General features: G+C 67.7%; 22 protein-coding genes. 8 read left to right on the top strand and 14 right to left on the bottom strand.

What is annotated here, in order from left to right:
* The first annotated feature begins 19 nt into the window (after positions 1 to 19).
* Positions 20 to 2,110 (top strand): tRNA uridine-5-carboxymethylaminomethyl(34) synthesis enzyme MnmG, encoded by a 2,091-nt coding sequence (gene mnmG, locus HRU76_02540; protein ID QOJ16536.1) that lies wholly within the window; start codon positions 20 to 22, stop codon positions 2,108 to 2,110.
* On the opposite strand, the gene HRU76_02535 is transcribed toward mnmG, so the two are convergent.
* Positions 2,038 to 2,685 carry a hypothetical protein gene (locus HRU76_02535; GenBank protein QOJ16535.1) on the bottom strand — a complete coding sequence of 216 codons (648 nt, stop codon included), beginning with the start codon at positions 2,683 to 2,685 and terminating at the stop codon, positions 2,038 to 2,040. The genes mnmG and HRU76_02535 overlap by 73 nt on opposite strands.
* 174 nt (positions 2,686 to 2,859) lie before the next feature.
* Positions 2,860 to 3,882 (bottom strand): prepilin-type N-terminal cleavage/methylation domain-containing protein, encoded by a 1,023-nt coding sequence (locus tag HRU76_02530; GenBank protein ID QOJ16534.1) that lies wholly within the window; start codon positions 3,880 to 3,882, stop codon positions 2,860 to 2,862.
* 463 nt (positions 3,883 to 4,345) lie between these two features.
* Between HRU76_02530 and HRU76_02525 the strand changes: the two genes are divergently transcribed.
* On the top strand, positions 4,346 to 6,001 hold the full coding sequence (locus tag HRU76_02525; protein ID QOJ19066.1) for an aldehyde dehydrogenase family protein: 1,656 nt from the start codon (positions 4,346 to 4,348) through the stop codon (positions 5,999 to 6,001).
* A gap of 72 nt (positions 6,002 to 6,073) precedes the next feature.
* On the opposite strand, the gene HRU76_02520 is transcribed toward HRU76_02525, so the two are convergent.
* Positions 6,074 to 6,763, bottom strand: a complete 690-nt coding sequence (locus HRU76_02520; GenBank protein QOJ16533.1) for a methyltransferase domain-containing protein — start codon at positions 6,761 to 6,763, stop codon at positions 6,074 to 6,076.
* Positions 6,760 to 7,230, bottom strand: a complete 471-nt coding sequence (locus HRU76_02515; protein QOJ16532.1) for a tryptophan-rich sensory protein — start codon at positions 7,228 to 7,230, stop codon at positions 6,760 to 6,762. Before HRU76_02515 ends, HRU76_02520 begins: the two co-directional genes overlap by 4 nt.
* 47 nt (positions 7,231 to 7,277) lie before the next feature.
* On the opposite strand from HRU76_02515, the gene HRU76_02510 reads away from it, so the two are divergent.
* The 4 genes from HRU76_02510 (at position 7,278) to HRU76_02495 (ending at position 11,902) form a co-directional block, all read left to right on the top strand.
* Positions 7,278 to 7,976, top strand: a complete 699-nt coding sequence (locus tag HRU76_02510) for an NUDIX domain-containing protein (protein QOJ16531.1) — start codon at positions 7,278 to 7,280, stop codon at positions 7,974 to 7,976.
* A gap of 118 nt (positions 7,977 to 8,094) precedes the next feature.
* Positions 8,095 to 8,985, top strand: a complete 891-nt coding sequence (locus HRU76_02505; GenBank protein QOJ16530.1) for a methyltransferase domain-containing protein — start codon at positions 8,095 to 8,097, stop codon at positions 8,983 to 8,985.
* A 21-nt stretch (positions 8,986 to 9,006) separates the two neighbouring features.
* Positions 9,007 to 9,486, top strand: coding sequence for a hypothetical protein (locus HRU76_02500; protein QOJ16529.1), 480 nt, complete (start codon positions 9,007 to 9,009; stop codon positions 9,484 to 9,486).
* A gap of 280 nt (positions 9,487 to 9,766) precedes the next feature.
* Positions 9,767 to 11,902, top strand: a complete 2,136-nt coding sequence (locus HRU76_02495; GenBank protein ID QOJ16528.1) for a tetratricopeptide repeat protein — start codon at positions 9,767 to 9,769, stop codon at positions 11,900 to 11,902.
* Positions 11,903 to 11,950: 48 nt separating this feature from the next.
* Here HRU76_02495 and HRU76_02490 read toward each other — a convergent pair whose 3' ends face one another.
* From HRU76_02490 to HRU76_02480, 3 genes are all read right to left on the bottom strand, one after another.
* Positions 11,951 to 12,313: a hypothetical protein gene (locus tag HRU76_02490; protein QOJ16527.1), complete on the bottom strand. Its 363-nt coding sequence runs from the start codon at positions 12,311 to 12,313 to the stop codon at positions 11,951 to 11,953.
* 130 nt (positions 12,314 to 12,443) lie between these two features.
* On the bottom strand, positions 12,444 to 12,719 hold the full coding sequence (locus HRU76_02485; GenBank protein QOJ16526.1) for a hypothetical protein: 276 nt from the start codon (positions 12,717 to 12,719) through the stop codon (positions 12,444 to 12,446).
* A gap of 120 nt (positions 12,720 to 12,839) precedes the next feature.
* Positions 12,840 to 14,924 (bottom strand): heavy metal translocating P-type ATPase, encoded by a 2,085-nt coding sequence (locus HRU76_02480; GenBank protein QOJ16525.1) that lies wholly within the window; start codon positions 14,922 to 14,924, stop codon positions 12,840 to 12,842.
* Positions 14,925 to 15,192: 268 nt separating this feature from the next.
* Between HRU76_02480 and HRU76_02475 the strand changes: the two genes are divergently transcribed.
* Positions 15,193 to 16,254 (top strand): NAD(P)-dependent glycerol-3-phosphate dehydrogenase, encoded by a 1,062-nt coding sequence (locus tag HRU76_02475; protein QOJ16524.1) that lies wholly within the window; start codon positions 15,193 to 15,195, stop codon positions 16,252 to 16,254.
* 22 nt (positions 16,255 to 16,276) lie between these two features.
* Here the strand turns inward: HRU76_02475 and HRU76_02470 are convergent, their stop codons facing one another.
* The gene (locus HRU76_02470; GenBank protein ID QOJ16523.1) at positions 16,277 to 16,459 is read right to left on the bottom strand and encodes a hypothetical protein; all 183 of its coding nucleotides are present in this window, start codon (positions 16,457 to 16,459) and stop codon (positions 16,277 to 16,279) included.
* Positions 16,460 to 16,517: 58 nt separating this feature from the next.
* Between HRU76_02470 and HRU76_02465 the strand changes: the two genes are divergently transcribed.
* Entirely contained in the window at positions 16,518 to 17,366 is an 849-nt protein-coding gene (locus HRU76_02465) for a hypothetical protein (GenBank protein QOJ16522.1), read from the top strand.
* Here HRU76_02465 and HRU76_02460 read toward each other — a convergent pair.
* The 6 genes from HRU76_02460 to HRU76_02435 all read right to left on the bottom strand — a co-directional run bounded on the left by HRU76_02460 (position 17,323) and on the right by HRU76_02435 (position 23,075).
* A complete protein-coding gene (locus tag HRU76_02460) occupies positions 17,323 to 18,285 on the bottom strand; it encodes a hypothetical protein (GenBank protein QOJ16521.1) in 963 nt (320 codons plus the stop codon). The two genes, HRU76_02465 and HRU76_02460, sit on opposite strands and share 44 nt — an antisense overlap.
* A 150-nt stretch (positions 18,286 to 18,435) precedes the next feature.
* Complete coding sequence (locus tag HRU76_02455) at positions 18,436 to 19,254, bottom strand: CPBP family intramembrane metalloprotease (protein ID QOJ16520.1); 819 nt, start codon at positions 19,252 to 19,254, stop codon at positions 18,436 to 18,438.
* Positions 19,255 to 19,295: 41 nt separating this feature from the next.
* A complete protein-coding gene (locus HRU76_02450) occupies positions 19,296 to 19,571 on the bottom strand; it encodes a 30S ribosomal protein S20 (GenBank protein ID QOJ16519.1) in 276 nt (91 codons plus the stop codon).
* 231 nt (positions 19,572 to 19,802) lie between these two features.
* Complete coding sequence (chrA, locus tag HRU76_02445; protein ID QOJ16518.1) at positions 19,803 to 21,194, bottom strand: chromate efflux transporter; 1,392 nt, start codon at positions 21,192 to 21,194, stop codon at positions 19,803 to 19,805.
* Positions 21,179 to 21,451: a hypothetical protein gene (locus HRU76_02440; GenBank protein QOJ16517.1), complete on the bottom strand. Its 273-nt coding sequence runs from the start codon at positions 21,449 to 21,451 to the stop codon at positions 21,179 to 21,181. Before HRU76_02440 ends, chrA begins: the two co-directional genes overlap by 16 nt.
* Before the next feature lies 1 nt (position 21,452).
* Positions 21,453 to 23,075: an MmgE/PrpD family protein gene (locus tag HRU76_02435; protein ID QOJ16516.1), complete on the bottom strand. Its 1,623-nt coding sequence runs from the start codon at positions 23,073 to 23,075 to the stop codon at positions 21,453 to 21,455.
* Positions 23,076 to 23,102: the final 27 nt, after the last annotated feature.

The raw sequence follows: 23,102 nt of genomic DNA, 5'->3' as shown, positions 1-23,102 counted from the left end.
TCGCCTATCGTACCCGTCCATGCGGCAGTCGTACGACGTCATCGTCATCGGCGGCGGACACGCGGGCGTCGAAGCCGCGTGGGCGGCTGCCAAGGCGCTGATGACCGAGGATGGGAGCGGTGGGGGGGGTTGGCGTACGGTTGCGGACGATGTCCGTCTCGGGTTTTCCCCTCGGAGCAAGCGCGTTCCCGGAGGGCCGCGCGTGGCGCTGGTCACCATGGACCCGTCGAAGATCGGCGCCATGTCATGCAACCCCGCCATCGGCGGGCTGGCCAAGGGGCAGATCGTGCGCGAGATTGACGCGCTGGGCGGCGTGATGGCGCTGGCCGCCGACGCCACCGGCATCCAGTTTCGCGTGCTCAACATGTCCAAGGGCCCCGCCGTGCGCGGGCCGCGGGCGCAGTGCGACAAGTACGCCTACGCCGCCGAGGTGCAGCGCCTGATCGCCGGCCACCCCGGCATCGAGGTGATCGCGGGCACGGTGGATGAACTCATCGTCGAGGATGGCCGCGTGCGAGGCGTGGTGCTTCCCGGTTCCGCCTCGGTGGCGGCGCCCGACGCGCGGGCGATCGAGTGGAACCTGTCCAACGCCGGGCTGGCCAGGCCGGTCTTCGCCGCGCCGTCTCGTGAGGCGATCGCGGGCGTGCATCGACTCTTCGCCCGCTCGGTTGTCCTGACGACGGGCACGTTCATGCGGGCGCTGATGCACACCGGCGAGGATCGCACGCCCGGCGGGCGCGTGGGCGAGGGCAGCGCGGTGGGCATTTCGGCGATGCTGCGCTCGCTTGGGTTCGAGTTGGGGCGCCTGAAGACGGGCACGCCGCCTCGGCTGGCTGCTCAGTCCATCGACTTCGAATCGCTGACGCCCCAGCCGGGCGACGCGGCGCCGGTTCCGTTCTCTGACCTTTCGCCCGACGCGATGCCCGCCGGGTGTTTCCCGAATCTGCCGCAGACGTTGTGCCATCAGACGGCGACCACGCGCGAGGCGCACGACCTGATCCGCGCCAACATTCACCGCGCCCCGATGTACTCCGGCCAGATCGAGGCGGAATGCGGGCCGCGCTACTGTCCGTCAATCGAGGACAAGGTGGTCCGTTTCGCCGAGCGCGAGTCGCACCACGTCTTTCTCGAACCCGAGTCGCTGCACACCAACGAGGTGTACTGCAACGGCATCTCCACGTCCCTGCCGCGTGAGGTGCAGGAGCGGCTGGTGCGCACCATGCCGGGGTGTGAACGTGCGGCCATCCTGCGCTGGGGCTATGCGGTGGAGTACGACATGGTCTGGCCGCACCAGATCGACGCCACGGGCATGACGCGGCGCGTGCCGGGACTGTTCCTGGCGGGACAGATCAACGGCACCAGCGGATACGAGGAGGCCGCGGGTCAGGGGCTGGTCGCGGGGCTGAACGCCGCGCGGTTTGCGCGCGGGCAGGATGCCGTCACGCTGGGGCGCGACGCGGCCTACATCGGCGTGATGATGGATGATCTGGTCACCAAGACGCCGCGCGAACCCTATCGCATGTTCACCAGCCGGGCCGAGCATCGGCTGCTGCTGCGGGCCGACAACGCGGACGCGCGTCTCACGCCGCTGGGACGTGAACTGGGGCTGGTGGACGACCATCGCTGGCGGATGTTCGAGGCCCGCGTCCGCGAGTTGGACCGGCTTCGCGCCGCGTTCCACGCCGTGCGACGCGATGGGAGATCGCTGGCGGAGTGGGCCCGCCGCCCCGAGGCGACGCTGGAGCGGCTGCTCGAGCTGCTGGGTGAGCCGGGCGTCGATCGACGGCTCGTCGAACGCGTGATGATCGACGTGCAGTACGAGGGCTACATCGCGCGGCAACGGGCTGAAATCAAACGTCACCAGCGCGCCGAGCACACGCGATTGCCCGCGGACCTGGATGTTCAGTCGGTCCCCGGTCTTCGCCGCGAAACCCGCGAGGCGCTGGAGAAGTTTCGTCCCGCCACGCTGGGGCAGGCGGGGCGTCTGGCGGGCGTCAACCCCGCGGACCTGACCATCCTGGCGGTGGCGGTGCGGCGTTACTGGGATCGTTCAGGCGACGGCGCGTCTGGCGCGGGAGCCCCGCCAGCGCCGCGACGGATGGCCTCGTAATCCTGCAGCACGATCAACTCGTCGATGGTGTAGCGCCGTCCGCACTCCGGGCAGGTGCAGTCGTTGAGCCCCATCATGGAGTAGCCGCACTGCACACAGCTGACGTTGACGCCGCCCTTGCTGGATGCGATGGGGCGTCCACGCGACCCGCCGTAGGCCGAGGCGGTGATGACGATGAACGTCGCCGCGAAGCCGAGGAATATGAACCCCGCGATCCAGAACTCCTCCTCCCACGTCGCCATCGACGCGGCGACGCACGCGACGATGACCGCCGTCCAGATGCCCAGGCACAGCAGCGTGGCCCGAATGATCCGCCTGTATCGCGGATACCCCCGCCACAGCCAGACGAGCGTGCCGATCCAGACGATCACCGCCAGGCCCGCGCCGATGGAGACATCGTCAACCCACACGTGGCGCACCTGCTGGATCATCGCCAGCCCGAGCAGAAGACCTGCGGTCACAAGGACGGCTGAGGTGAAACTCAGCGCCAGTCGCGGGATGAAGCCAAGCTGGCCGGCAACAAGGTCGCGCCACAGCGACGGGCGGTCATCCTGTGGTGGGCGGGCGTCGGACATGGTTTTGACTCATTGGGAAGTCTCTTCGGCCATTCTACGGATGATCCGAAGAGTTTCTGAACACCTGGTCGCGCAATGAAAAACCCGCGCATTGCTGCGCGGGCTTTCGGGGTCTTCGTTCGCCCGTCGTGCTCGGAGAACCGTCGGGCGTTTCAGCAGTGCGTGATCGCGGGATCAGCCGCTGCCGATGGTGTCGCGGCCCTTGATGCCGTCGCGGGTGAACACGTGGTACGAGTTGATCTCGCCACGGGTGTTGGCGCCGGCGTAGCCGTACGACTGGAAGTAGCCGCCCGAGCCGAAGCAGCCGGGATCCTGAGCATCCAGACGCTCGCCGCCCTGGTTCACGACGCGGCGGCTGGAGGCGACCGCCTCACGCACGCTCATCATGCGGCAGTGCCCGTCGAAGAAGAGCGTGGCGGGAGTCGAGTCCGGTCCCATGTTGAAGAACCACGGCACGCCCGCGGTGCCGGGGATCGACTCCGAGGGGTTGTTCTGGAGCCAGTAGTGCTCCAGCATGTGGGTCTTCAGGTCCGGGTAGGTCGCGCTGGACAGGTTGGGCGACCGGTGACCGGCGGGAAGGATGTCCGCCCGCTGGGCGCCGCCCTGGTTCACGCCGCGGTACACGTCGGGGCTGACCTGGGCCGCCACCGAGGTGCAGTACGACGAGAAGTAGAACGAAGCGCCGTTGACCCACTCGCCCGGATCATCCTGCCACTGGTAGATCTTGTCGTTGATCGTGTAGTCCTTCGGGCACCAGAAGATCGGGTCGTAGACCTTCTTGTTGATGTACTGGTTGAAGGGCTTGGTGTGGAAGGCGCGGAACGAGCCCAGCGAGCAGTTGCCCGGCCACCACATGGGGATGATCGCCCAGCCGCTGGTGGTCTGGAAGTGCAGACCGTTCTTGTCGAACCCCAGCGGAACCGGGGGCACCGGGGTGCCGGCGTAGGAAGACTTCCACACGGGCGCCGTCACCATGACGGTGAGGTCATCCGGGCAGGTGGTCCACTGACGCCCGTTCCACTCCGAGGCGTAGGTGGCGTGAGCGGCTCCGAAGTTGCGGAGGTTGCTCAGGGAGATGGTGACCTTGGCCGAGTCACGCGCCTTGCCGATGGCGGGCAGCAGAAGCCCGATCAGCAGGGCGATGATCGAGATCACCACCAGCAGTTCGATGAGGGTGAAGCCACGCTTGCTATGCATTGCGTTTCCTTTCTCACAGTCGGCCGGCAGCAGGTAGACATGCTGAGCCAACCACGCGACGCCCGAAGGCGACGCATGCGATGTCAACGCGGCGAACCGGAGAAGGACCCCACTTCTGCGGAACGTCTCGTGACGAACTTGGTTCGGTGGTGACGCACCACCTCGATCAACCCGCAAGACATGAATGGGCGGGCGGATCGACCCTGAACTCCGCTGCCGGCGGCTTCTGGAGTTCCGAGCGATAACTAAACTACCTCAGCCCGAACCGCTCCGCCAGAGGGAAGTGACAACTTTTTTCATCTTTTTTGATGGATTGGGGAACTCGGCTCGTACCCCCCGCGGGAGCCCGCTGGCCGGAAGCCCACCGGATCGAAGCGACTTCACCGGATGGTCCTTGGCGGCGGAGATATCCACTCGCCCGGAATGGTTCGGCATGGTCAGGCGTCGGCGCGTACACTGGCGCATGGCCTTGGAATCGCTTCGTTCTCTTCTGTTGGATGATCCCCGTGTGCTGCCCCCCGAGGCCGCCGGAACGGACGCCGTCCTTTCCGAGAACCCCGCCACCGGGCAGCCCATCGCGGCGGTCCGCCTGCAGAATCGGAATCAGTACGACGACACGGTTCGCCGGGCCGTGCTCGTGCAACGGGCATGGCGGCGGCTGCCTGCCCCCAAGCGGGGGGAGATCGTCCGCCGCATCGGGTTGGCCATTCGCCAGCACGAGCAGCAACTTGGTGAACTGGTGACGCTGGAAGTCGGCAAGATCAGGGCCGAGGGTGTGGGCGAGGTGGTCGAATGCATCGACATCGCCGACTTCGCCGTGGGGCTGTCGCGACAGTTGTACGGGCTGTCCATGCACTCCGAGCGACCCAGGCACCGCATGTACGAGCAGTGGCACCCGCTGGGCGTGATCGGCGTCATCACGGCGTTCAACTTCCCCGTGGCGGTATGGGCGTGGAACGCCATGATCGCAGCGGTGTGCGGCGACACAATGGTGTGGAAGCCGTCGCTCGCCGCGCCGCTCTGCGCCATCGCGATCAACAACCTCGCGCGGCGGGTGATGCGCGAGCAGGACATCTTCCGGCCCCCGCAGGGCGAGGGTGACCCGGCGGACGTGTTCGGGCTGGTGATCGGCACGGACGCGGAGGTGGGGGAGACGATGATCCGCGACGGGCGGCTGCCGCTCATCAGCGCCACCGGCTCCTGCCGCATGGGGCGCCACGTGGGCGCCGTGGTGGCGCAGCGACTGGGGCGCACGCTGCTGGAGCTGGGCGGCAACAACGCCATCATCGTGACGCCGGACGCGGATCTGGAATTGGTCGTACGCGGCGTGCTCTTCGGCGCGGTGGGCACCGCGGGACAGCGCTGCACCACGACGCGTCGGCTCATCTGTCACCGCGACATCGTCAACATCGTCACCGAACGGCTGGTGCAGGCCTACCGGTCCGTGCCCATCGGCGACCCGATGACGCCGGGCACATTGATGGGACCGCTCATCAACCGGCAGGCGGTGGACGCGATGCGGGCCGCGCTGGAGCGGGCAGAGGCGGATGGCTGCGAGATCCTCTGCGGGGGCCTCGCGGGTCTGGACCGGTGGAGAGACAAGCCGGGCTATTTCGTCGAGCCGACCATCGTGCGCGTGCCTGTCTCCCCTCTCCCCGCGGGAGAGGGGTCGGGGGTGAAGGGCGGCAATACAGCAGGCGAAAACGCCCTCACCCAGCCCTCTCCCAAGGGGAGAGGGTTGCGGATTCCCGACGTCGTGCAGGAAGAAACCTTCGCCCCGATCCTGTACGTGATGGAGTTCGAGGATCTGGATGACGCCATCGCCATCCAGAACTCGGTGGCGCAGGGGCTGTCGAGCGCGATCTTCACCGACTCGGTGCGCAGCGCGGAGCGGTTCCTGTCGGTGGACGGCAGCGACTGCGGCATCGCCAACGTCAACATCGGCACCAGCGGCGCCGAGATCGGGGGGGCGTTCGGCGGCGAGAAGGACACCGGCGGCGGACGTGAAAGCGGCAGCGACGCCTGGAAACAGTACATGCGCCGCCAGACCTGCACCATCAACTGGGGCAGCGATCTGCCACTGGCGCAGGGGATTCGGTTTGGGGAAGAAGCCCAGTGACGGCCCCTCACACGAACGAACCACGCCGCCTGTCGATCACCGACGCCTGAACGCCGACCACGCCAGACTCCCTCACTCACTTGCGGTCAACCCCGTCACCCGAACCCGGCTCACGGCGTCGCCGGTCGAAAGCCGCTGCGTCTCCTCGATCACAATGGACTCACCCTCGCGCCAGCCATCCGTGCGAAGGCGATCAAGGAATGCCGGCAGGTGCCGCCGCCCCGGGTCGGCCAGCAGGAACAGGCCGCCGGGGGCCATCAGTCGCGGCAGGCAGGTCGCCAGCATGTCGATGTTGCGATGCTCATAGAGCACGTCCGCCGCGAGGATCAGGTCGAAGCGGCCCAGCCGCGGCTCCGGGTCGCGCCAGTCGAGGAGCGTCGTGCGAACGTCGGTCACGCCGTTCCGCGCTGCATTGAGGGCGACGAAGGGCATGGCGTCCTGGTTGTGATCCGTCGCCAGCGGGTCGAGGCCCATCCGTCGCAGCACGAGCGACGGGAGCGCCAGGCCCGCGCCCAGTTCAATGATTCGCGAGCCCGGCAGGGGCGGTCGGTCAATGAGGAATCGGGCCAGCGTCCTCGCGGAAGGCCAGAGCTCCGCCCAGTAGGGCATGCGCTCATCGCACTCGAACGCGGCCTCGTCCAGCAGTTCGTCCGCGGCGCGGGGCATGAGCAGGCGCAACGACAGCCGCCTGTGCTGAAACGTCTCCTCGCGCAGCGCATACCGTGCCGCAAGTGACTTCAGCAGCGCGGGGTGGTCGCTCATCGGTTCAGCCACCAGATGGACGCGTTGAGCACCGCCGCGAAACTGACCCAAGCAAGGTATGGCATGAGCATCCAGGCGCCGACGATCGAAACGCGCCAGAACAGCACAATCGACGCGAGAATGGCCAGCCACAGCAGCGCCAGGTCGATCAGCGCCGCGCCGGGCCGGTGCAGCCCGAAGAACAGCACCGACCACAGGGCATTGAGCACAAGTTGGACGCTGAACACCGCCAGGGCCCAGCCGACGGGTGCGTGCATGCGGCGCTCCCATACCAGCCAGACAGCGACGGCCATCATGGCATAGAGCAGAGTCCACACCGGGCCGAAGAGCCAGTTGGGCGGCGTGAACGAGGGTTTGGCGATCGAGGCGTACCACTCGCCCGGCCTGGTGGCGAGCCCGCCGATGCCCGCCGCGGCGAAGCAGGCCAGCACGCAGACGACGAGCGCGATGATCGAGGATCGTCCCATCCTGCGGGGATCATAGGATCGACGCATCCGCCCACTGCTTCGAACGCATGAACGCCGCCCGCCTCATCCGACTCCGGCGCCCGCCCGTGCTGCACGTGCAGCCGGAGCCCTTCGTGCCGAACGTGCAGACGCCGGTGCTGGAGCAGGCGGAGCAGCGCTGGCGAACGCTGTGCGCGCGCAATCCCGCGTACTTCGACGGGCGCATCTGGCATGTGCTGGGCGTGCATCGCAACGGGCACGGCGGGGCGTCGATCCATGTCATGGAGTGCGCCTATCGCTGGCACGCGGTGCAGAAGGGGTGGCGTGATCTCGGCGTGCGCTCACTGGGTGTGAAGGGACTGCTTGTTCACCAGGGGCGGGTGCTCATGGGCCGCCGGGCCGTGGGTGTGTCGGCCTACGAAGGGATGTGGGAATTCGCTCCCTCGGGCGTGGTGGACGGCGGGATGCAGCCGCGACAGGCGATTCTGGAGGAACTGCGCGAGGAAGTCGGGCTGGTCGCGTCCGCCGATCCCGTGGCCGTCGCCATCCTGTACGACAAGGTGCTCGACTGCTGGGAGATCGCGTATCGACTGCGAGCGGCCGTGACGGACGACATCCGTTTCGAGCCGCGCGAGTATGACTCGGTGCGGTGGGTGGACCCGGCGGCGCTGACCGGCGAGCGGGCGGGGGAGCAACCGGGCGAACTCACGCCGATGGCGCGGCAGATGACGGCGCTGCTCGATCAGAAGGGCGACCACGCGGTGTAAGCCGCGACCATCCGCGGCTCGAATCGCTCCACGGGAACGCCCGGCGCCGGGCTGGAATGGACGCGGCCTCGCCACGCGACTCCGGTACACTCTCCGTCCGTCCACGGAGTCGCGCGGCATGTCCAGCACGCAGCCCTTCTACGTCCATGGCACGTCGTCCGCCGAGCAGTCGCGCCTTTCCGATCTCAACACGCTCATCAACGACGCCTGCCTGCACGAACTGGCCCTGCGCGGCGACGAACGGATCATCGACTTCGGTTGCGGGCTGATGCAGCTGTCGCGGGCGATGGCGCGGGCCGTCCGGGGGCGCGGTCGCGGCGTCGTCGTCGGCATCGAGCGTGACGACGCTCAGCGGGCCGAGGGCCTGCGGCAGGCGGAAGCGGCGGGGGAGCGCGATCTGGTGGATCTGCGCGCTGGCGATGCGACCGATCCGCCGCTTGCGTCCGAAGAGTGGGGGACATTCGACCTGGCTCACGCGCGGTTTCTGCTGGAGCATGTGTCCCAGCCGCTGGCGATCGTGCGTCAGATGGTGCGGGCCGTCAGGCCGGGCGGCCGAATCGTGCTGCTGGATGACGACCATGCCACACTGCGGCTGGCGCCGGAGTGCCCGGGGTTCAACGCGCTCTGGAGGGCGTACATCGAGACGTACCTGAAGGCGGGCAATGATCCATTTGTGGGCCGGAATCTCGTGCCGCTGCTGCATCGCGCGGGGGCCAGGCCGGTGCGCAACACGTTCCTGTTCTTCGGCAGTTGCGCCGGCAGCCCAACCTGGCCGCTCATCACGGGCAACATGCTGCGGATTCTGGATGGGGCGCGGGAAGCGATCATCGCGCTGGGTGGTCTTTCGGAGCAGGTTCTGGATCGCTTGCTCGCGGGTTTCCGCGAGTGGTGCGCCCGGCCCGACGCGGCGGCGTGGTACGCCATCAACTGGGCGGAGGGGCGACGGCCGGAGGAACCGCAACCGCGCTCTTCCACGGCGGTTTCGCCGCCGGTAGGATGCTCGACCTGACAACCATTCCAGGAGGATTCGATGACTCGCATGTTCCGTTTCCGCTCCGTGGTTCGTTCCGTCATTCCCGTACTGTCGCTGGTCGTGGTGGCGGCAGTCGCGGCTGCTCTCATCGCGGCCGCACCGCGCGGCGCGAATCGGGGTGATGATGTCTCCCTGCATGACCGCATGGAGGTCTTGCGCAACAACCTTCGCTCGCTTGCACGCAGCGTGGGCGACCCGGCGAAGCAGCAGGAGTCGCTGAAGCTGGTGGCCGAGATGCAGAAGCACATCGTGGCCGCCAAGGAGCAGCCCGCGCCGAAGCTGGACACCCTTCCCGCCGCGGAGCGCGAGCCGTACGGGCTGGCCTATCGCAAGGCCATGACGGAAGTGCTCGAGGAACTGGCGCGGCTGGAGATCGACATCATCGACAGGAACGCCGAACAGGCCACCAAGCGCATCCGGGAGAATCTCGTCAAGATGCGCGACGCGGCCCACGAAAAGTTCAACGTGGACGAGTGAGCCGGCACCTGGCTGCACGGTGGAGCGGGCGTTCCGCCCATGACGGTCTCTCATGGCATCACGCGGGGCAATCCCGTTTGTTCTGGCGCTGCTCCTGAGCGGGTGCGGTGGCGGTGAGACGCCGACAGCGCCTCCGGCGAGTCAGTCCGCGAGCGGCGGCGAAGTGAACGGGTCACGAGCGGTGACGCGGCAGACCGTCCTTGTCACCGAGGGCTGGGTTGATGACGCCGAGTGCTCGAGCTGTCATTCGGAGATCGCGCGCTCGTTTCATCACGTGGGCATGGGACAGTCCTTCGCCCGATGGACGCCGGAGCGACGCATCGAGAACCTGACGTCATCGCGTTTCGATCACGCGCCGTCGCGCCGACGCTACGAGATGGTTGAGCGCGACGGAGCGATGTTCCTGCGGCGTTGGCAGATCGCGCCGGATGGCGAGCCGATCAACGAGATCGAGATACGGGCCGACTGGATCATCGGATCGGGCCATCATGCCCGAAGCTACGCGCATCAGACGGCGGCGGGCGATCTTTTTGAACTGCCCCTGACGTGGTACAGCCAGGAACGGACCTGGGGCATGTCGCCGGGCTTCGACTCGGTCCGCAACCCGGACCTGCTGCGCCGCATCGGGCGCGACTGCATGGCGTGCCACAACACGTACCCGGATGCACCGGTGGGCAGCGACCAGTACGGCCGTCCGCACGTCTTTCCGCGCGAGATGCGCGAGGGCATCGGCTGCCAGCGGTGTCACGGGCCGGGGGCGCGTCACGCCGAGATCGCCGCCCGCCCCGGCGCGGCGCGCGACGAGATCATTCAGTCGATCGTGAACCCGACGCGCCTGCCGTCTCAGCGGCGCGACGACGTGTGCCTGCAGTGCCACCTGCAACCCTCGACCGCGTTCACCACGCTGCTGCGCCGGTTCGGGAGGGGCGAGTACCAGTTCACGCCCGGCGACGACCTGGCCGAGCACCTCGTTCCCATCGACTACGGCGACGCGGCGGAGAACGCCGCCCGCTTCGAGATCAACCACCACGCCTACCGCATGCACCAGAGCGCGTGCTACACGCAAAGCAATGGCGGGCTCACGTGCCTTTCCTGTCACGATCCGCACCGGAAGGTTCCGATCGAGTCCCGTCGCGAGTTCCATCGTGACAAGTGCCTCACCTGCCATGAACGGGCCGACTGCGATGTGTCGCCTTCGGGGGCGCCGGCGCATCTGACGATGGATGACTGCGTCGCCTGCCACATGCCGGCGCGTCGTCCGACCGACGTGGTGCACGCGGTGATGACCGATCATCGCATCGCGGTGTACCCGGACGTGGAGACGTTTCTCGCTCCGCTCGTCGAGCGCGGCCCGCTGCGCGACGTGGCGGCGCGGCTCTACTGGCCCGAGCGGATGAAGGAAGACCCGCACGCGGGCCTCTACCCGCTCATCGCCGAGGTGAGCGGAGGGGGGCGGGCGAGTTCGCTGGATGACTTGAAGCGCGAAGCGGCGCGCATCCGGCCGCCCTTCGCCGAACCGTGGTCGCGCCTGGGCGACGCCCTGAGCAACGCGGGGCGACTGGACGAAGCCATCGCCGCCTACCGCGAGGCCCTGGCGATCGACGCGGATGACGGCATGGCGCTGAGCGGCCTGGGCTCCGTGCTCGCCACGCTGGGGCGCTTGGAAGAGGCCAGACCGATCATCGAACGGACGCTTCAGGTCACGCCGACCTCGGCCGCTGACCACCTCAATCGCGGGCTTCTGGCGCTGGCGGAGGGTCGGGATGAGGAGGCGTTGCGGTGGTTCGACCGCTCGGCGGCGCTCGATCCGCTGTACGCCGCGGCCCACGCGCAGGCGGGAACGGTGCTGCTGCTGCGGATGGGTCGTCCCGGCGAGGCGGCGTCCCGGTTCAGGCAGGCGCTGGCGATCAACCCGGACCTGCCCTTCTACGGCCCGTGGGGCATGGCGCTGCGACAGTCGGGCGACTGGTCCGGCGCTATTCGCGCCTGGCGTCATGGTCGCGTGATGACGCCGGACGACAACGGTCTGACCATCGCGCTGGCGACGGCGCGCACGTTCGCGCCGGATGCGGCGCATCGCAACCACGCCGAGGGACTGGACCTGGCGCTTCAGGCCCGTCGCCTGGCGCCGGGCGACGGAGAAACGGCTCTGACCTTGGCCGCCGCCAGCACGATGAACGACCTGCATGCCGAGGCGATTGGCTACGCCGAGGAAGCGGCGCGGCTGGGCGCCGATCCCGTCAGTTGCCGTCTGGTCATGGCGCTGGGGCTGGCGGGCTCGGGCCGGCAACCGGCGGCACGATCGCTTCTGGCGTCCATTTCCTCTCAGCAACTGACCGCAACGCCTGGCGATTTCATCCGGGTGCGGCTGCTGGAGCTGATCGTCGAGCGGGGGCTGTCGCAGTCCGGACGGTGAGCATGCGCCGACGAGCGTGCCCACGGATGGCGCATCAGCCCGCCATCATCAGCAGCCGCCGGGTTCCGCCGTTTCTTCCGCATCTTTTTCGCTCTCAATCGTGTACAGCACCCAGCGGTGTTTGGCTGCCGCGCTTCCCCGGCGCGCCGGCGTGTGGCGGTGAAAGTCGATGACGGCGATGTCGCCGGTATCCAGGCGAACCGTGAAACGCTGGCGTCTGAGGTAACGGTCGCCCTGCGCGAACCCGCCTTCGCGCGAGGTGAGTTTCACGTGCTCCAGGCACTCGACGATCGCGTATCGTCGTCCTCGCCAGTTGAACGCCGCGGGCAGCGAAGCCAGCCCGCTGGACATCTGGCCGGCCTCGAAGCATCCCGGCTCCGGCGTGATGACTTCGGAGATGAACTCAGTCACGCGTACTCCGAGGCGGGAGCTCCCGAGATCCGGTTTCATCAGGAGTCGGCGGTTCGCTCCGTGAACGATCGTTGGCGCGCCGGCGCACGACGGCCCGCGTCGATGCGGCCCGCGCGTCCACAGGTCACATTCAGCACTTCTTCGTCAGGTCTTCGCCGGCGTTGAGAATCGCCACCGCCTTGTCGGCGTCGAGCGTTCCCTCGGCCACGTAGGCGGCCAGTTCGCGCCTGGTCTGCTCGCGGGCGCGCCCCACCACGATGGCGCGAATCCCGCCGACGACGATGGAGATGACGGCGATGATCAGTCCGACCACCATGGCGACGATGGGAATGGTCAGGGCGATCATGTCCTTGTCGAAGAATCGCTCCATCACCGCGGCGTCCTGTCCGAGCAGGATGAGGTCCATGACCGATGCTCCTTCCGCGGGCCGGGGGCGAAGCGCCGCCATGGCGCAAGGCCTTCCCGCTGCGAGGTCATACGGATTCTACCTCGCGCGATTTCGGTCGCCTCAGGGGTCGCCCGGGGGTCAGCCCGCGGTCCCCGCCGGGGCCGTCCGGGCGCTCAGGGCGCCGCGGTCCCGCTTGACGACGCGGCTGGCTTCGATCTGACGCCGGGCTTCCTCCGCCTCGACGAAGCCCTCGCCGAACCGGACCAGTCGGGCGCTGTTGCCCAGCACGAAGATGTACCCCAGCATGTAATAGACGGGAGTAATCCAGAGCGTGATGAGGCCCGTGGCCGCCAGCGCCAGGCCGATGACCGCCAGGCCGAGCGACGCGCCGATGTTCTGGGCAATGATGGCGCGGGTCTTATTGGCGAGCTCGATGAGGAAGGGGATGTGGCGCAGGTCGTCGTTCATCAGGGCCACGCCGGCGGAGTTGGTGGCGATGTCCGTGCCCGACAGACCCATGGCCACGCCCACGTCGGCGCTGGCGAGAATGGGACCATCGTTGATGCCGTCACCCACCACGAGGCAGTGGTGCCCCTTGGCGAGCAGGTACTTGAGTTCCTCGTGCTTCTCCTCGGGCAGACACTCGGCCTCGATGGCGTCTACGCCCACCGCCTGCCCGACGCGCTTGGCCACGCCCAGCTTGTCGCCGGTGAAGATGCACACGCGGCGCACGCCCAGCTGGCGGAGCGAGGCGACCACCTCCGGCGCGTTGCGTCGGAGCTTGTCCTCCAGCCCGACGGCGCCGAGATATCGCCCGCCGACCATCACGTGGACGCCCGACATGCCTTCGATCTTCTCCTCCACCTTGGCCAGTTCGGGTGCGATGGCGGGGTTGAGCTCCCTGAGCCACGAGGCGCGGCCGACGTGGATGTCCCCGCCTGGCGAATGGGCGATGACGCCCCGACCATGCGCCTCTTCGTAGCGCTCGATGCGGTTGGGGGTGATGCGGGCCTGCCTGGCGGTTTCGAGAATGGACTTGGCCAGCGGGTGATTGGAGTGCTGCTCGCCGTCCGCCGCCGCCTGCAGCAGCGTGGCGCCGTCCACGCCCTCGGCGGGAGCCAGCCGGCTGACCGCGAAGCGCCCGGTGGTGAGCGTGCCGGTCTTGTCCATGATGACGGTGTCGATGCGGGCCGCCGCCTCGAGCGTGCGCGTCTGCTTGATCATGATGCCCACGCGGGCCGCCGCCGCGAACGCCGCCACCATGGCGGTGGGGTGGGCGATCAGCAGCGCGCCGGGGCAGGTGACCACCAGTACGGTGATGGCCCGCACGATGGCCTGCTGGCTCACCGCGGGGTCCGCGCTCTTGGAGGTGAAGAACCACACCAGCAGCGCCACCATCAGCACCACGGGCAGGTAGTAGGAGGCGAGTTGCTCGACGAACTCCTGCCGCGCGCTCTTGGCCGACTCCGCCTCGCGGATGAGCTGCTCCACCTTGCCGATGGTGGTGTCGCCCGCGATGGCGGTCACCTCGATATCGATCTGGCCCGTGAGGTTGGTGGTGCCGGCGTAGACCTGCGTGCCCGCGGAGGCCTCGATGGGCACCGCCTCGCCGGTGAGCGACGCCTGGTTGATGTCGCTCTGCCCGCGGATGACGCGTCCGTCCACCGGCAGGTTCTCGCCGGGGCGCACGCGGACGACATCGCCGACCTTCACTTCCTTCAGCGGCGCGATGCGCTCCTCACCGGCGGTGACCAGGCGGGCGATCTTGGGCGTCAGCCCGACCAGTTCGCGGATGGCCCGCTGCGCACCCCACGCGGTGCGGCTGAGAATCAGGTCGGCCATGCGCAGAAACAGCGCCAGGAACCCCGCCGCCAGGTACAACTGCAGGGCGATGGCCGCCGACACCGCGATGGCCGCCAGCGCGGAACTGGACGGCTTGCCCGACTTCACCTCGCGGTATGCCTGCACCAGCAGGGGAATGGCCAGCATCACTGCGCCGACGGCGGCGGGAATGGCGGCGACATCCGGATGAATGTCGGTCAACGTGCCCACCCACGACATCAGCAGCAGCACCGCGCCGATCAGGGCCGTGAAAAGCTGCCGCTCCAGCCGCTCCGCCCCCTTGTTGTCCAGTTCGGGCGTGGCGATCTCCGCCGCCAGCGACGGGTCCAGCGCCGCCGCTGCGGCGTGAGGGGCGGACGAGGCAGGCGCGTTCTCGGCCATGCGTCAACTCCAGCGTGCTCAAGGTCAGGACGATTCAGACCAGTGCCCAGAATCCCGGCGTCAGTGCCGGGACAGACCGGCAACGTCAGGACGATCAGCCCAAGACATGACGCCGCCCCCGTCGGGCGCGGGCTGGGCCAGCCATCCTACGCACCCCGTTCCCACGCGGTTCGAGCCGGAAAAGGCGCCAGATGCATTTTCCGGGAGGTTGCCATGCTCGACGGTTCACGCCATGATGCGGGGTTCCCGGCAACATCAGGAGCACCACGTGGCGGACAAAGCGGCGGTCATCGGCGATGGGCAGATGGGGCTGGTTCTGGCCCGTCTGCTGGCGGAGAAGGGGCTGGACGTGGTCCTGTGGGGGCCCTTCCGCTCCGAGATCGTCGAACTGGTCCGAACGCGCAAGTCGCCTCGCCGATTGCCGGGGCTGGCTCTGCCGGACTCGGTTCTCATCACGGCCGAGGAATCGGAGGCCTGCCGGCACGCCGCCGTCATGGTGGACGCCATTCCCACCCAGTTCATCCGCCCGGTGTGGTCGCGGCTGGCTCCCTTCGTCGAGCCGGGCGTGCCGATCTGGTCCGTGTCGAAGGGCATCGAGCAGGAAACGCTGCTGACGCCTCTGCAGGTGCTGGAGCAGGTGGTGGACGGCGAGCCGCCCTCACCCCGACCCTCTCCCGGCGGGAGAGGAGGTTCCGCCGCTCAGTCGCCGCCGCGCCGCCCGTACGTCTGCGTCTCCGGGCCGACCATCGCCGCGGAACTGGCGCGGCGACTGCCCGCGACGATGGTGGCGGCCTCGTCCGAACCCGCCGACGCGATTCAGGCGCAGGCGGTGCTGTCCACGCCGTACCTGCGCATCTACACCAACGACGATGTGAAGGGTGTCGAGATTGCCGGGGCGGTGAAGAACATCATCGCCATCGCCGCGGGCATTGTGGACGGGCTTGGACTGGGCTACAACGCCAAGTCGGCCCTGCTGGCGCGCGGGCTGGCGGAGATCGCCCGGCTGGGCGTCGCCCTCGGCGCCCGGGCCGACACCTTCTACGGCGTGGCGGGCGTGGGCGACCTGGCCACCACCTGCTTCTGCCCGCAGGGGCGCAACCGCACGTGCGGCGAGCGGCTGGGCAAGGGCGAATCGCTCGACACCATCACCCGAACCACCGACTCCATCATCGAGGGCGTCGCCACCACCGCCAGCGTGAAGCGGCTCGCCGCGCGGCTGGGCGTGGACATGCCCATCACCGACGCGGTGCACCGGATTCTCTTCGAAGGGCTTACCCCCGCCGAGGCCCTGGCCCTGCTGATGGAGCGCGAGGCGAAGGCGGAGCGGTGAGGTGTGGCGGCGTTCTTTCGCGTCAGTTGTCCACCACCACCAGCTGCACGAAGTCGTAATGAGAAGTCAGCGTATCGGTGGGGCTGCTCGCCGGGCGGGTCATTTCGATCCGCACATCCATCCGCCCATCATCGGCGACGAAGTCCCATTCGCCCGGCCCGACACAGCCGGTGTGTTTGATCGGCACACATTTTGCAAAAAACATGGACTGTCAAGAAAAATCCGGCACGATGTTCCTTGATGGCTTGAAGCGGAGGTGAGTCATGCAGTTTGCTCGCCGTAAACACGCATCCGTTGCGGCAGTTCTGTTCGCGTTGGCGCTGACTGCACAGGTGCGCGCCGACATCTTCCTCAATCAACCACATGACTTTGTCGACCGCTCGCCGTCCGAAGTCGGCACATCTACACCGGAAGCGATGACTGCCGACGACTTCAATTGGCCGGGTAGTAAAACAGGTATCCGGTCGATCACGGTGGCGTTGATCGTGACTTTCCCGAATGCGCCAACCGAGTTCCGGCTCGAGATTCGGCAAGGAGCCACACCAGACGGCCCGCTGTTCAAGACATCTGCCGATTCGCAGGTCACCGACTTGGGGGCATGGAACGGCAATCCCGAACTGCACCTGTACTCAGTTCGGTTTGACATGGCAAAGATCTTCTTGCCACCGCAACAGCGCTACTGGGTCGTCCCCTACGCCATCGGCAACGGGTCAGGGACGGATCGTGCGTGGTGGGGCACGGCGGGCAACGGGCAGGTCAACGGGTCGGAGGGCTACTTCCGCTCCGACCACTTCGGCGTGCCCCAGTGGACGCCCATCTCCCAATCCGGCATCCTGAACTTCCCCACCGACTTCGCCATGACCATCGAGGCGACGATTCCCGCGCCCGGCGCGCTGCCACTGCTGGCGGCGGGGCTGGTCTGCGCGAAGCGTCGACGGCGGGTGAGTGGCGCGCTGGGTGCTGATTCAGTTCCGGGTTCCGAGTTCCGAGTTCATCAAAACCAAGAACCGAGAACCGATACCCTCCCATGCCCTCTCCCAGAGGGAGAGGGAGCCAAGGAAAGCACCCTCACCCCGGCATCTTCTCGTGCTTCTTCTCGCCCAGTTCCTTGATGCGGGCTTGTTCCTGCTTCATCGGCAGGTACTCGGTGTTGTACCACGCCGTCCAGCGGTCCTTGTCGTAGCCCAGGTGGGCGGTGGAGTGGCCCCAGTCGCGCGTGGTCATGGCGACGAGCGTGTAATGAATCTCGGTGCGGTAGATGATCGCCACCGCGTCCAGCACGCGCAGGATCACGCCTTCCGTCAGCACGCCCGGCACGGGCAGGAAGGCGCCGGAGTTCTCGCCGAGAATCGGGATCAGCGCCTGGATCACCACTCGCTGGGTGCCCACGAGAATCCACGCTAGGTCGCCGACGCGCCGCACCGGCCGCTCGGTGGACTGACCCTGAATGAGCAGGGGAATGGCGTCGATGATGTCGAGCTGGCCCGCCAGCCGGCCCGCGAGGTTGGCGACGAAGTCATTCTCCGAGCGCAGACCCGCGTCGATGACGTTGAGCGCCTGGCGCGAGACCGGGGCCTTGAGCCGCTTGAGCGCCTCGTAGTTGAAGTCGGCGTCCATGTCGTACAGAGCGATCCACGCCAGGGCCGCCTGGCCCCAGTCGCCCTGCATGACGAAGTGGTCGAGCAGCGCCAGCCGCACATCGTCCTTTTCCTCGCGCAGCACCTCGATCATGGGCAGGAAGGCGGCGGGGTCGGTGAACTCGCGCATCTGGGCGAGGCCCTTGGCGCGGGTTTCCGGGTTCCGCTTGTCGCCGAAATACTGGTGGCGGAGGGCCTTGAGTTCGCGCAGATAATCCTTGGTCTTGGCCCGTGCCTCGAGTTCCACCGCCGAGGGCAGATCGGACATGTCCACCAGCGGCGGGATGGGCTTGGCCGGGTCGATCGGCTTGAGCCGCAGACCGCCCCCGCCGGACTGGGCGGCGGCGGGCAGGGCGAGAATCGTCGCGATGGCCAGATTCAGAAGGTGACGCATGGACCCGACCTCACGAGACGTGGAAACGGGCGTTCCTGCGATTCTAGAGGGCCGGGCGAGCGGTTTCCGTCGGATTCACGGGTTCGAGGAAGAGAAGAACCCTCACCCCGACCTTCTCCCAGAGGGAGAGGGCTGCGTCTGGGAATGACGCTACGCCGCCTTCATCAGCAGGACGGTGATGGTGTCGTACAGGGCGTGAACCGCCACCACGATGCCGAAGCCGCGCCACTCGTAGAGCAGGCCGAAGTACACGCCCGCCGCCAGGTAGAACGCGCTGACCACCAGCGTGGAAGACCCCGGCCCCGCGCCGATCCAGTGGTAGGCCATGAAGAGCACGGACGAGATCGACACGGCCCAGATGACCCCCGTGCGCTGCGAGGCCTTGCCCACATCCACCACGATGGCGTGGATCACGTTGCACAACAGCATGCGGAAGACCAGTTCCTCGTACAGCCCCGCGCCGACGCTGAAGGCGATGCGCCCGCTCAGGTCGAACGCGGCCACGTCCGCGGCGCCGCGTCCGGCGTCCATCCCCGCCGCCAGCACTGTGTTCTGAAGCCGCGCCACCAGTTGCCCCAGCGCCAGCAAAGGCAGGGTGAGCGCGGCGGACTCCACCACCATGCCGCCCAGCGTGGGCGCGTGGACCTGCCATCGCTTGCCGCTGAGCAGGTGCGACACCAGCAGCACGACCACCAGCACCGCGCCGGGCAGATACCACCCCAGCCCGCGAATGCCCGCCGCGTCAAAGAGCGTCAGCAATGTCTTGTGCGCCAGATTGGTGAAGGTGGCGTCCGCCCGCCGCAGAAAGGACAGCATCGCCAGCTCGTAGAAGATCACGAGCGGCAGCAGGAAGACCAGGATCTGCAGCGGCTGGCGCGACTGATCCCAGTACCGGTCCAGCGGGCCGGGATCGTTGGATCGGACGGCGTTGGTTGACGAAGCGCGGCGTGTGGCTTTGGGGCGCGCCATGATGCGAGGCGGCCGATCGGCGCGACCTCCGAGAGGCGGGGTCAGGCCGGCGTCTTGCGCAGTTCGTTGAGCCGGCGGGCCAGACGGCTCTTGCGGCGGGACGCGGTGTTCTTGTGGATCGTGCCGGTGGAGGCAATCTTGTCCAGCACGGCGACGGTCTTGCGGAACTCGTCCTCCGCCTTGGCGACATCCTTGGCCTGCACCGCGCCGAGGAACGACTTCACCTGGTCCTTGATCACCCGCTCACGCCACCGGTTGCGAGCACGACGACGGGCGTTCTGGCGCACGCGCTTCTTGGCCGATACGGAGTTGGGCACGTCAGGAACCTCGCTTCAGATCACGGGAACAGGACAGGAAGGGATTATCGCCTGCCGGCATGGGGAATCAAGTGGCCGGATGGTCAGGTCGGTTCCCGACGGCCGGGCGGGGAGGGGAGGGGGTGGGGGCGCGGCGAGGATCGGGCCGTGGACACCAGCACCGAGGTCCGGATTCTGAGGGTCAGGAGCGGAAGCCGCCGGGATCACCGTATCGTGCGTTCCCGGCGAGTCTCACAACGCTCCCGTCACCGCTCCATGCAGCAACCCCGCCGCGGCGCATCCCAGCACCACACCCACCACGCCCCAGTTCCACCTGAGCAGACCCAGAAATGTGGCGGCGGCCACGACGACCACGAACCAGTTCACGTTCTCCAGCGTCACGGCATCGCCCGGGAAGATGGCGTGCAGGCCGAACCACACGGCGAGGTTGAGCACCACGCCCACCACGGCGGCGGTGATGGTGGCCAGCGCGCTGGTCAGCCGCACGTTCTCGCGCAGCCCTTCCACGTACGGCGCGCCCAGGAAGATCCACAGGAAGCAGGGTACGAACGTCGTCCACGTGGCCATCAAGGCGCCCAGCGTGGCGGAGAGGAGGGGAGACGCCCTCGTCCCGTCGTCCCACTCGATCGGGTGGTTCCACCCTCCCATGAAGCCGACGAACTGCACCACGATGATGAGCGGACCCGGCGTGGTCTCCGCCAGTCCCAAACCGTCCATCATCTCGGCCTTCGAGAGCCATTCGTGCTTCTCCACCGCCTGCTGGGCCACGTAGGGCAGGACGGCGTAGGCCCCGCCGAACGTGACCATCGCCGCCTTGGAGAAGAAAATGCCTTCCTGGGCGAGCGCGCTGCGCCAGCCGAGCATGCCGCCCGCCAGCAGGATCGGCGCGGCCCAGAGCATCAGGCACACGACCAGCACGCGCAGGGAGCGTCCCAGCGTGGGGCGATGATGGGCCGCAATCTCCTGATCGTCGTGGAGGACGGCCCGCTGGTTGTTGGCGTGCCCCGCATCGCCGCCCTTCGAGCCGTGCGACTTCAGGACGCGGAACCACCGCGGCGCCGCCACGCCGCCGATGAAGCCGATCATGCCCGCTCCCGCGATGATCGCGGGAAAGGGGGCCTTCAGGAAGTAGATCGCCACGAAGGCCGCCGCCGCGATGGTCCACATGACCCAGTTCTTCAGCACCTTGCGGCCGATGCGGATGACGGCGTGGGCCACGATGGCCAGCACCGCCGCCTTGAGCCCGTGAAAGATGGCCTCCACGGTCGGCACGGAGCCGTACGCCGCGTAGATGAAGGAGAGTCCCCAGAGAATGAACATCGAGGGCAGGACGAAGAGCACGCCCGCAATGATGCCGCCCCACGTTCGGTGAAGCAGCCAGCCGATGTACGTGGCCAGTTGCTGGGCCTCCGGACCCGGCAGCAACATGCAGTAGTTGAGCGCGTGGATGAACCTTGCCTCGCTGATCCAGCGTTTCCGCTCGACCAGCTCGGCGTGCATGATGGCGATCTGGCCTGTTGGCCCACCGAAGGAGATGAAGCCCAGTTTCAGCCAGAACCGCAGGGCCTGGCGGAAGGTGGGATGTCGGTTCTCGGCCGCGGTTTGGTTCAGGCCGTCGCCCATTGGAGTGGGGATGGTAGGGGGTGGCCGGCGTATTCGATGTGCAGCACGAACCTCGACGCCGCCGCCTCGAAAAACGACCGTACGGCGTACGTGGCGTTTCCGCGGCGGCGCACGCCATCGCCGGCCGAGAGCCGCTCGCAGATGGTCAGCGGCACGGCGACATCGGGCTCGTCCAGCATGCCGGGGATGATGGTGAAGCCGTCGCGGTCGAAACCGCCGAGCGACGACGCGATGGACTCGGCACCGGGCAATGGCATGCTACCTCACCTCAAACCCGCCCCGATGCACGATGCGGAAGTCGTACAGCGACGCCAGTTCCTGCGCCGACAGCGATCCGATCGCGTTGAGCCGGTCGATGACCGGCTTCGGGTCGTCCAGCGCCAGGCGTCCCAGCCGGTCGAACTTGGCGGCGAGAATGTCATGCAGGTCGGCCGTGGTGTTGCGGGCGTGACCGGCGGGGTACATCACCAGGCCGGAGTCGTACTTCGAGCCGTTCGTACCGGTGATGACGAGTGATGTGGGGATGCCGTCGGGGTACCTGGCGTCGTACTCTGGTCCGCCGTGCTCGAAGCGGATCTTCTTCATGAGCGCTCGGGTGAGCGGGTGGAAGATGGCGGTTTCATCCTCCATGTAATCCTCGGGCAGGAGCATGAGGGCTTTCCACACCGCGTCATGCGCGCCGCCGCCCGCCGGCAGCGCCCCACGCTTCGCCCGCCACTGGAGCGCCTTGCGCAGCAGCGTGGCGACGATGTAGGCCATCGAGTGGTCCGCGCTCTGCCGCGTGTGCGGGTCCATCTTGGCGGGGTTGCCGATGATGCCGAAGGCGGGCTCGTAGGCGAGGATGCGGATCTCCGCGATGGCGCCGCCCGTCGGGTCGGCGAGCAGTTCCGGGTGCTTCGCCACGAGATCGATGATGCCCTGCAGCGCGCCCGCCGACTGGTGTTCGTACAACCCCAGTTTGAAGTGCATGCCCATCACCGCGAAGTCGTCGCCCGAGTGGCTGAGCACCAGGTCGAAGGGCGAAGGGCCGGTCTCTTTCCATCGCTCCTTGCCCTGCGTGGTGGGTTCGAAGAAGCGGAAGATCGCCTCGGGGTTGCGGAAGATGTCCTTGGGGCCGATGAACCCGCGCATCGATCGCATCATGCACAACACCGCCGCCTCGGTGGAGATCGCCGCGCTGGCGCCCTTGGAATCACTCAACTGCTTGCCGGCCCGGATGGCCCGCCACGGAATGTGGTGGGCGATGAACATGCCGACGGCGCTTTCGATCTGTTCGGGCGTCGCCCCCAGCATGGCTCCGTAGGTGGCGGCGGAGGCGATGGCCCCATGCACCACGTGGTCGATCTTGTACGACTTGAGCGAGAAGACCTCGGCCAGACGCCCTCGGATTTCATCCAGCAGCACCATGCCGCGCAGGGCGAAGGCGCCATCCCGCCCGGCCAGTTGTGCCGCCGCCACGGGCACGGCGTAGAAGTCGTTGTGGCCGAACTCGCCCGCGGTGTGCCCAAGCGCCGGGTTGTAGCCGAAGTTGGTGCCGTTGCTGTCCCACTCCCGCACCGCGGCGCCGTTGGCGACGATGGCCTTTTCCGGCGCCACGGTCGCGGTGGAGCCGAACACGGGCACGCCGTTCTTCTTCGGATACTCCATCGCCTCGGCCCGCAGCAGGGTGGGGGAGTTGGCGCCCAATGCAATGGCCGAGAGGCCGCACAGCACGCTGTCGGTGAAGAACATCGTGGTGCGCTCGAAGACCGCCGGGTCTGGTTCACCGAGTTGAGCGGTTCCGCCCGTACCCATGAAGTCCACGGCGAAGCGGCCGATGCCGAGTGCCTGGTTGGAGTCGCGGGGGAGCGTGACGGCGGACGCTGATGCCAGTGTCGTCATGGGGCGTTGAAATCCGAGGGTTTGTGT

The organism is Phycisphaeraceae bacterium (assembly GCA_015709595.1).
Classification (GTDB): domain Bacteria; phylum Planctomycetota; class Phycisphaerae; order Phycisphaerales; family SM1A02; genus CAADGA01.
The sequence above is the reverse complement of the archived record's forward strand: the minus strand, read 5'-3'. Positions and strand labels throughout refer to the sequence as shown.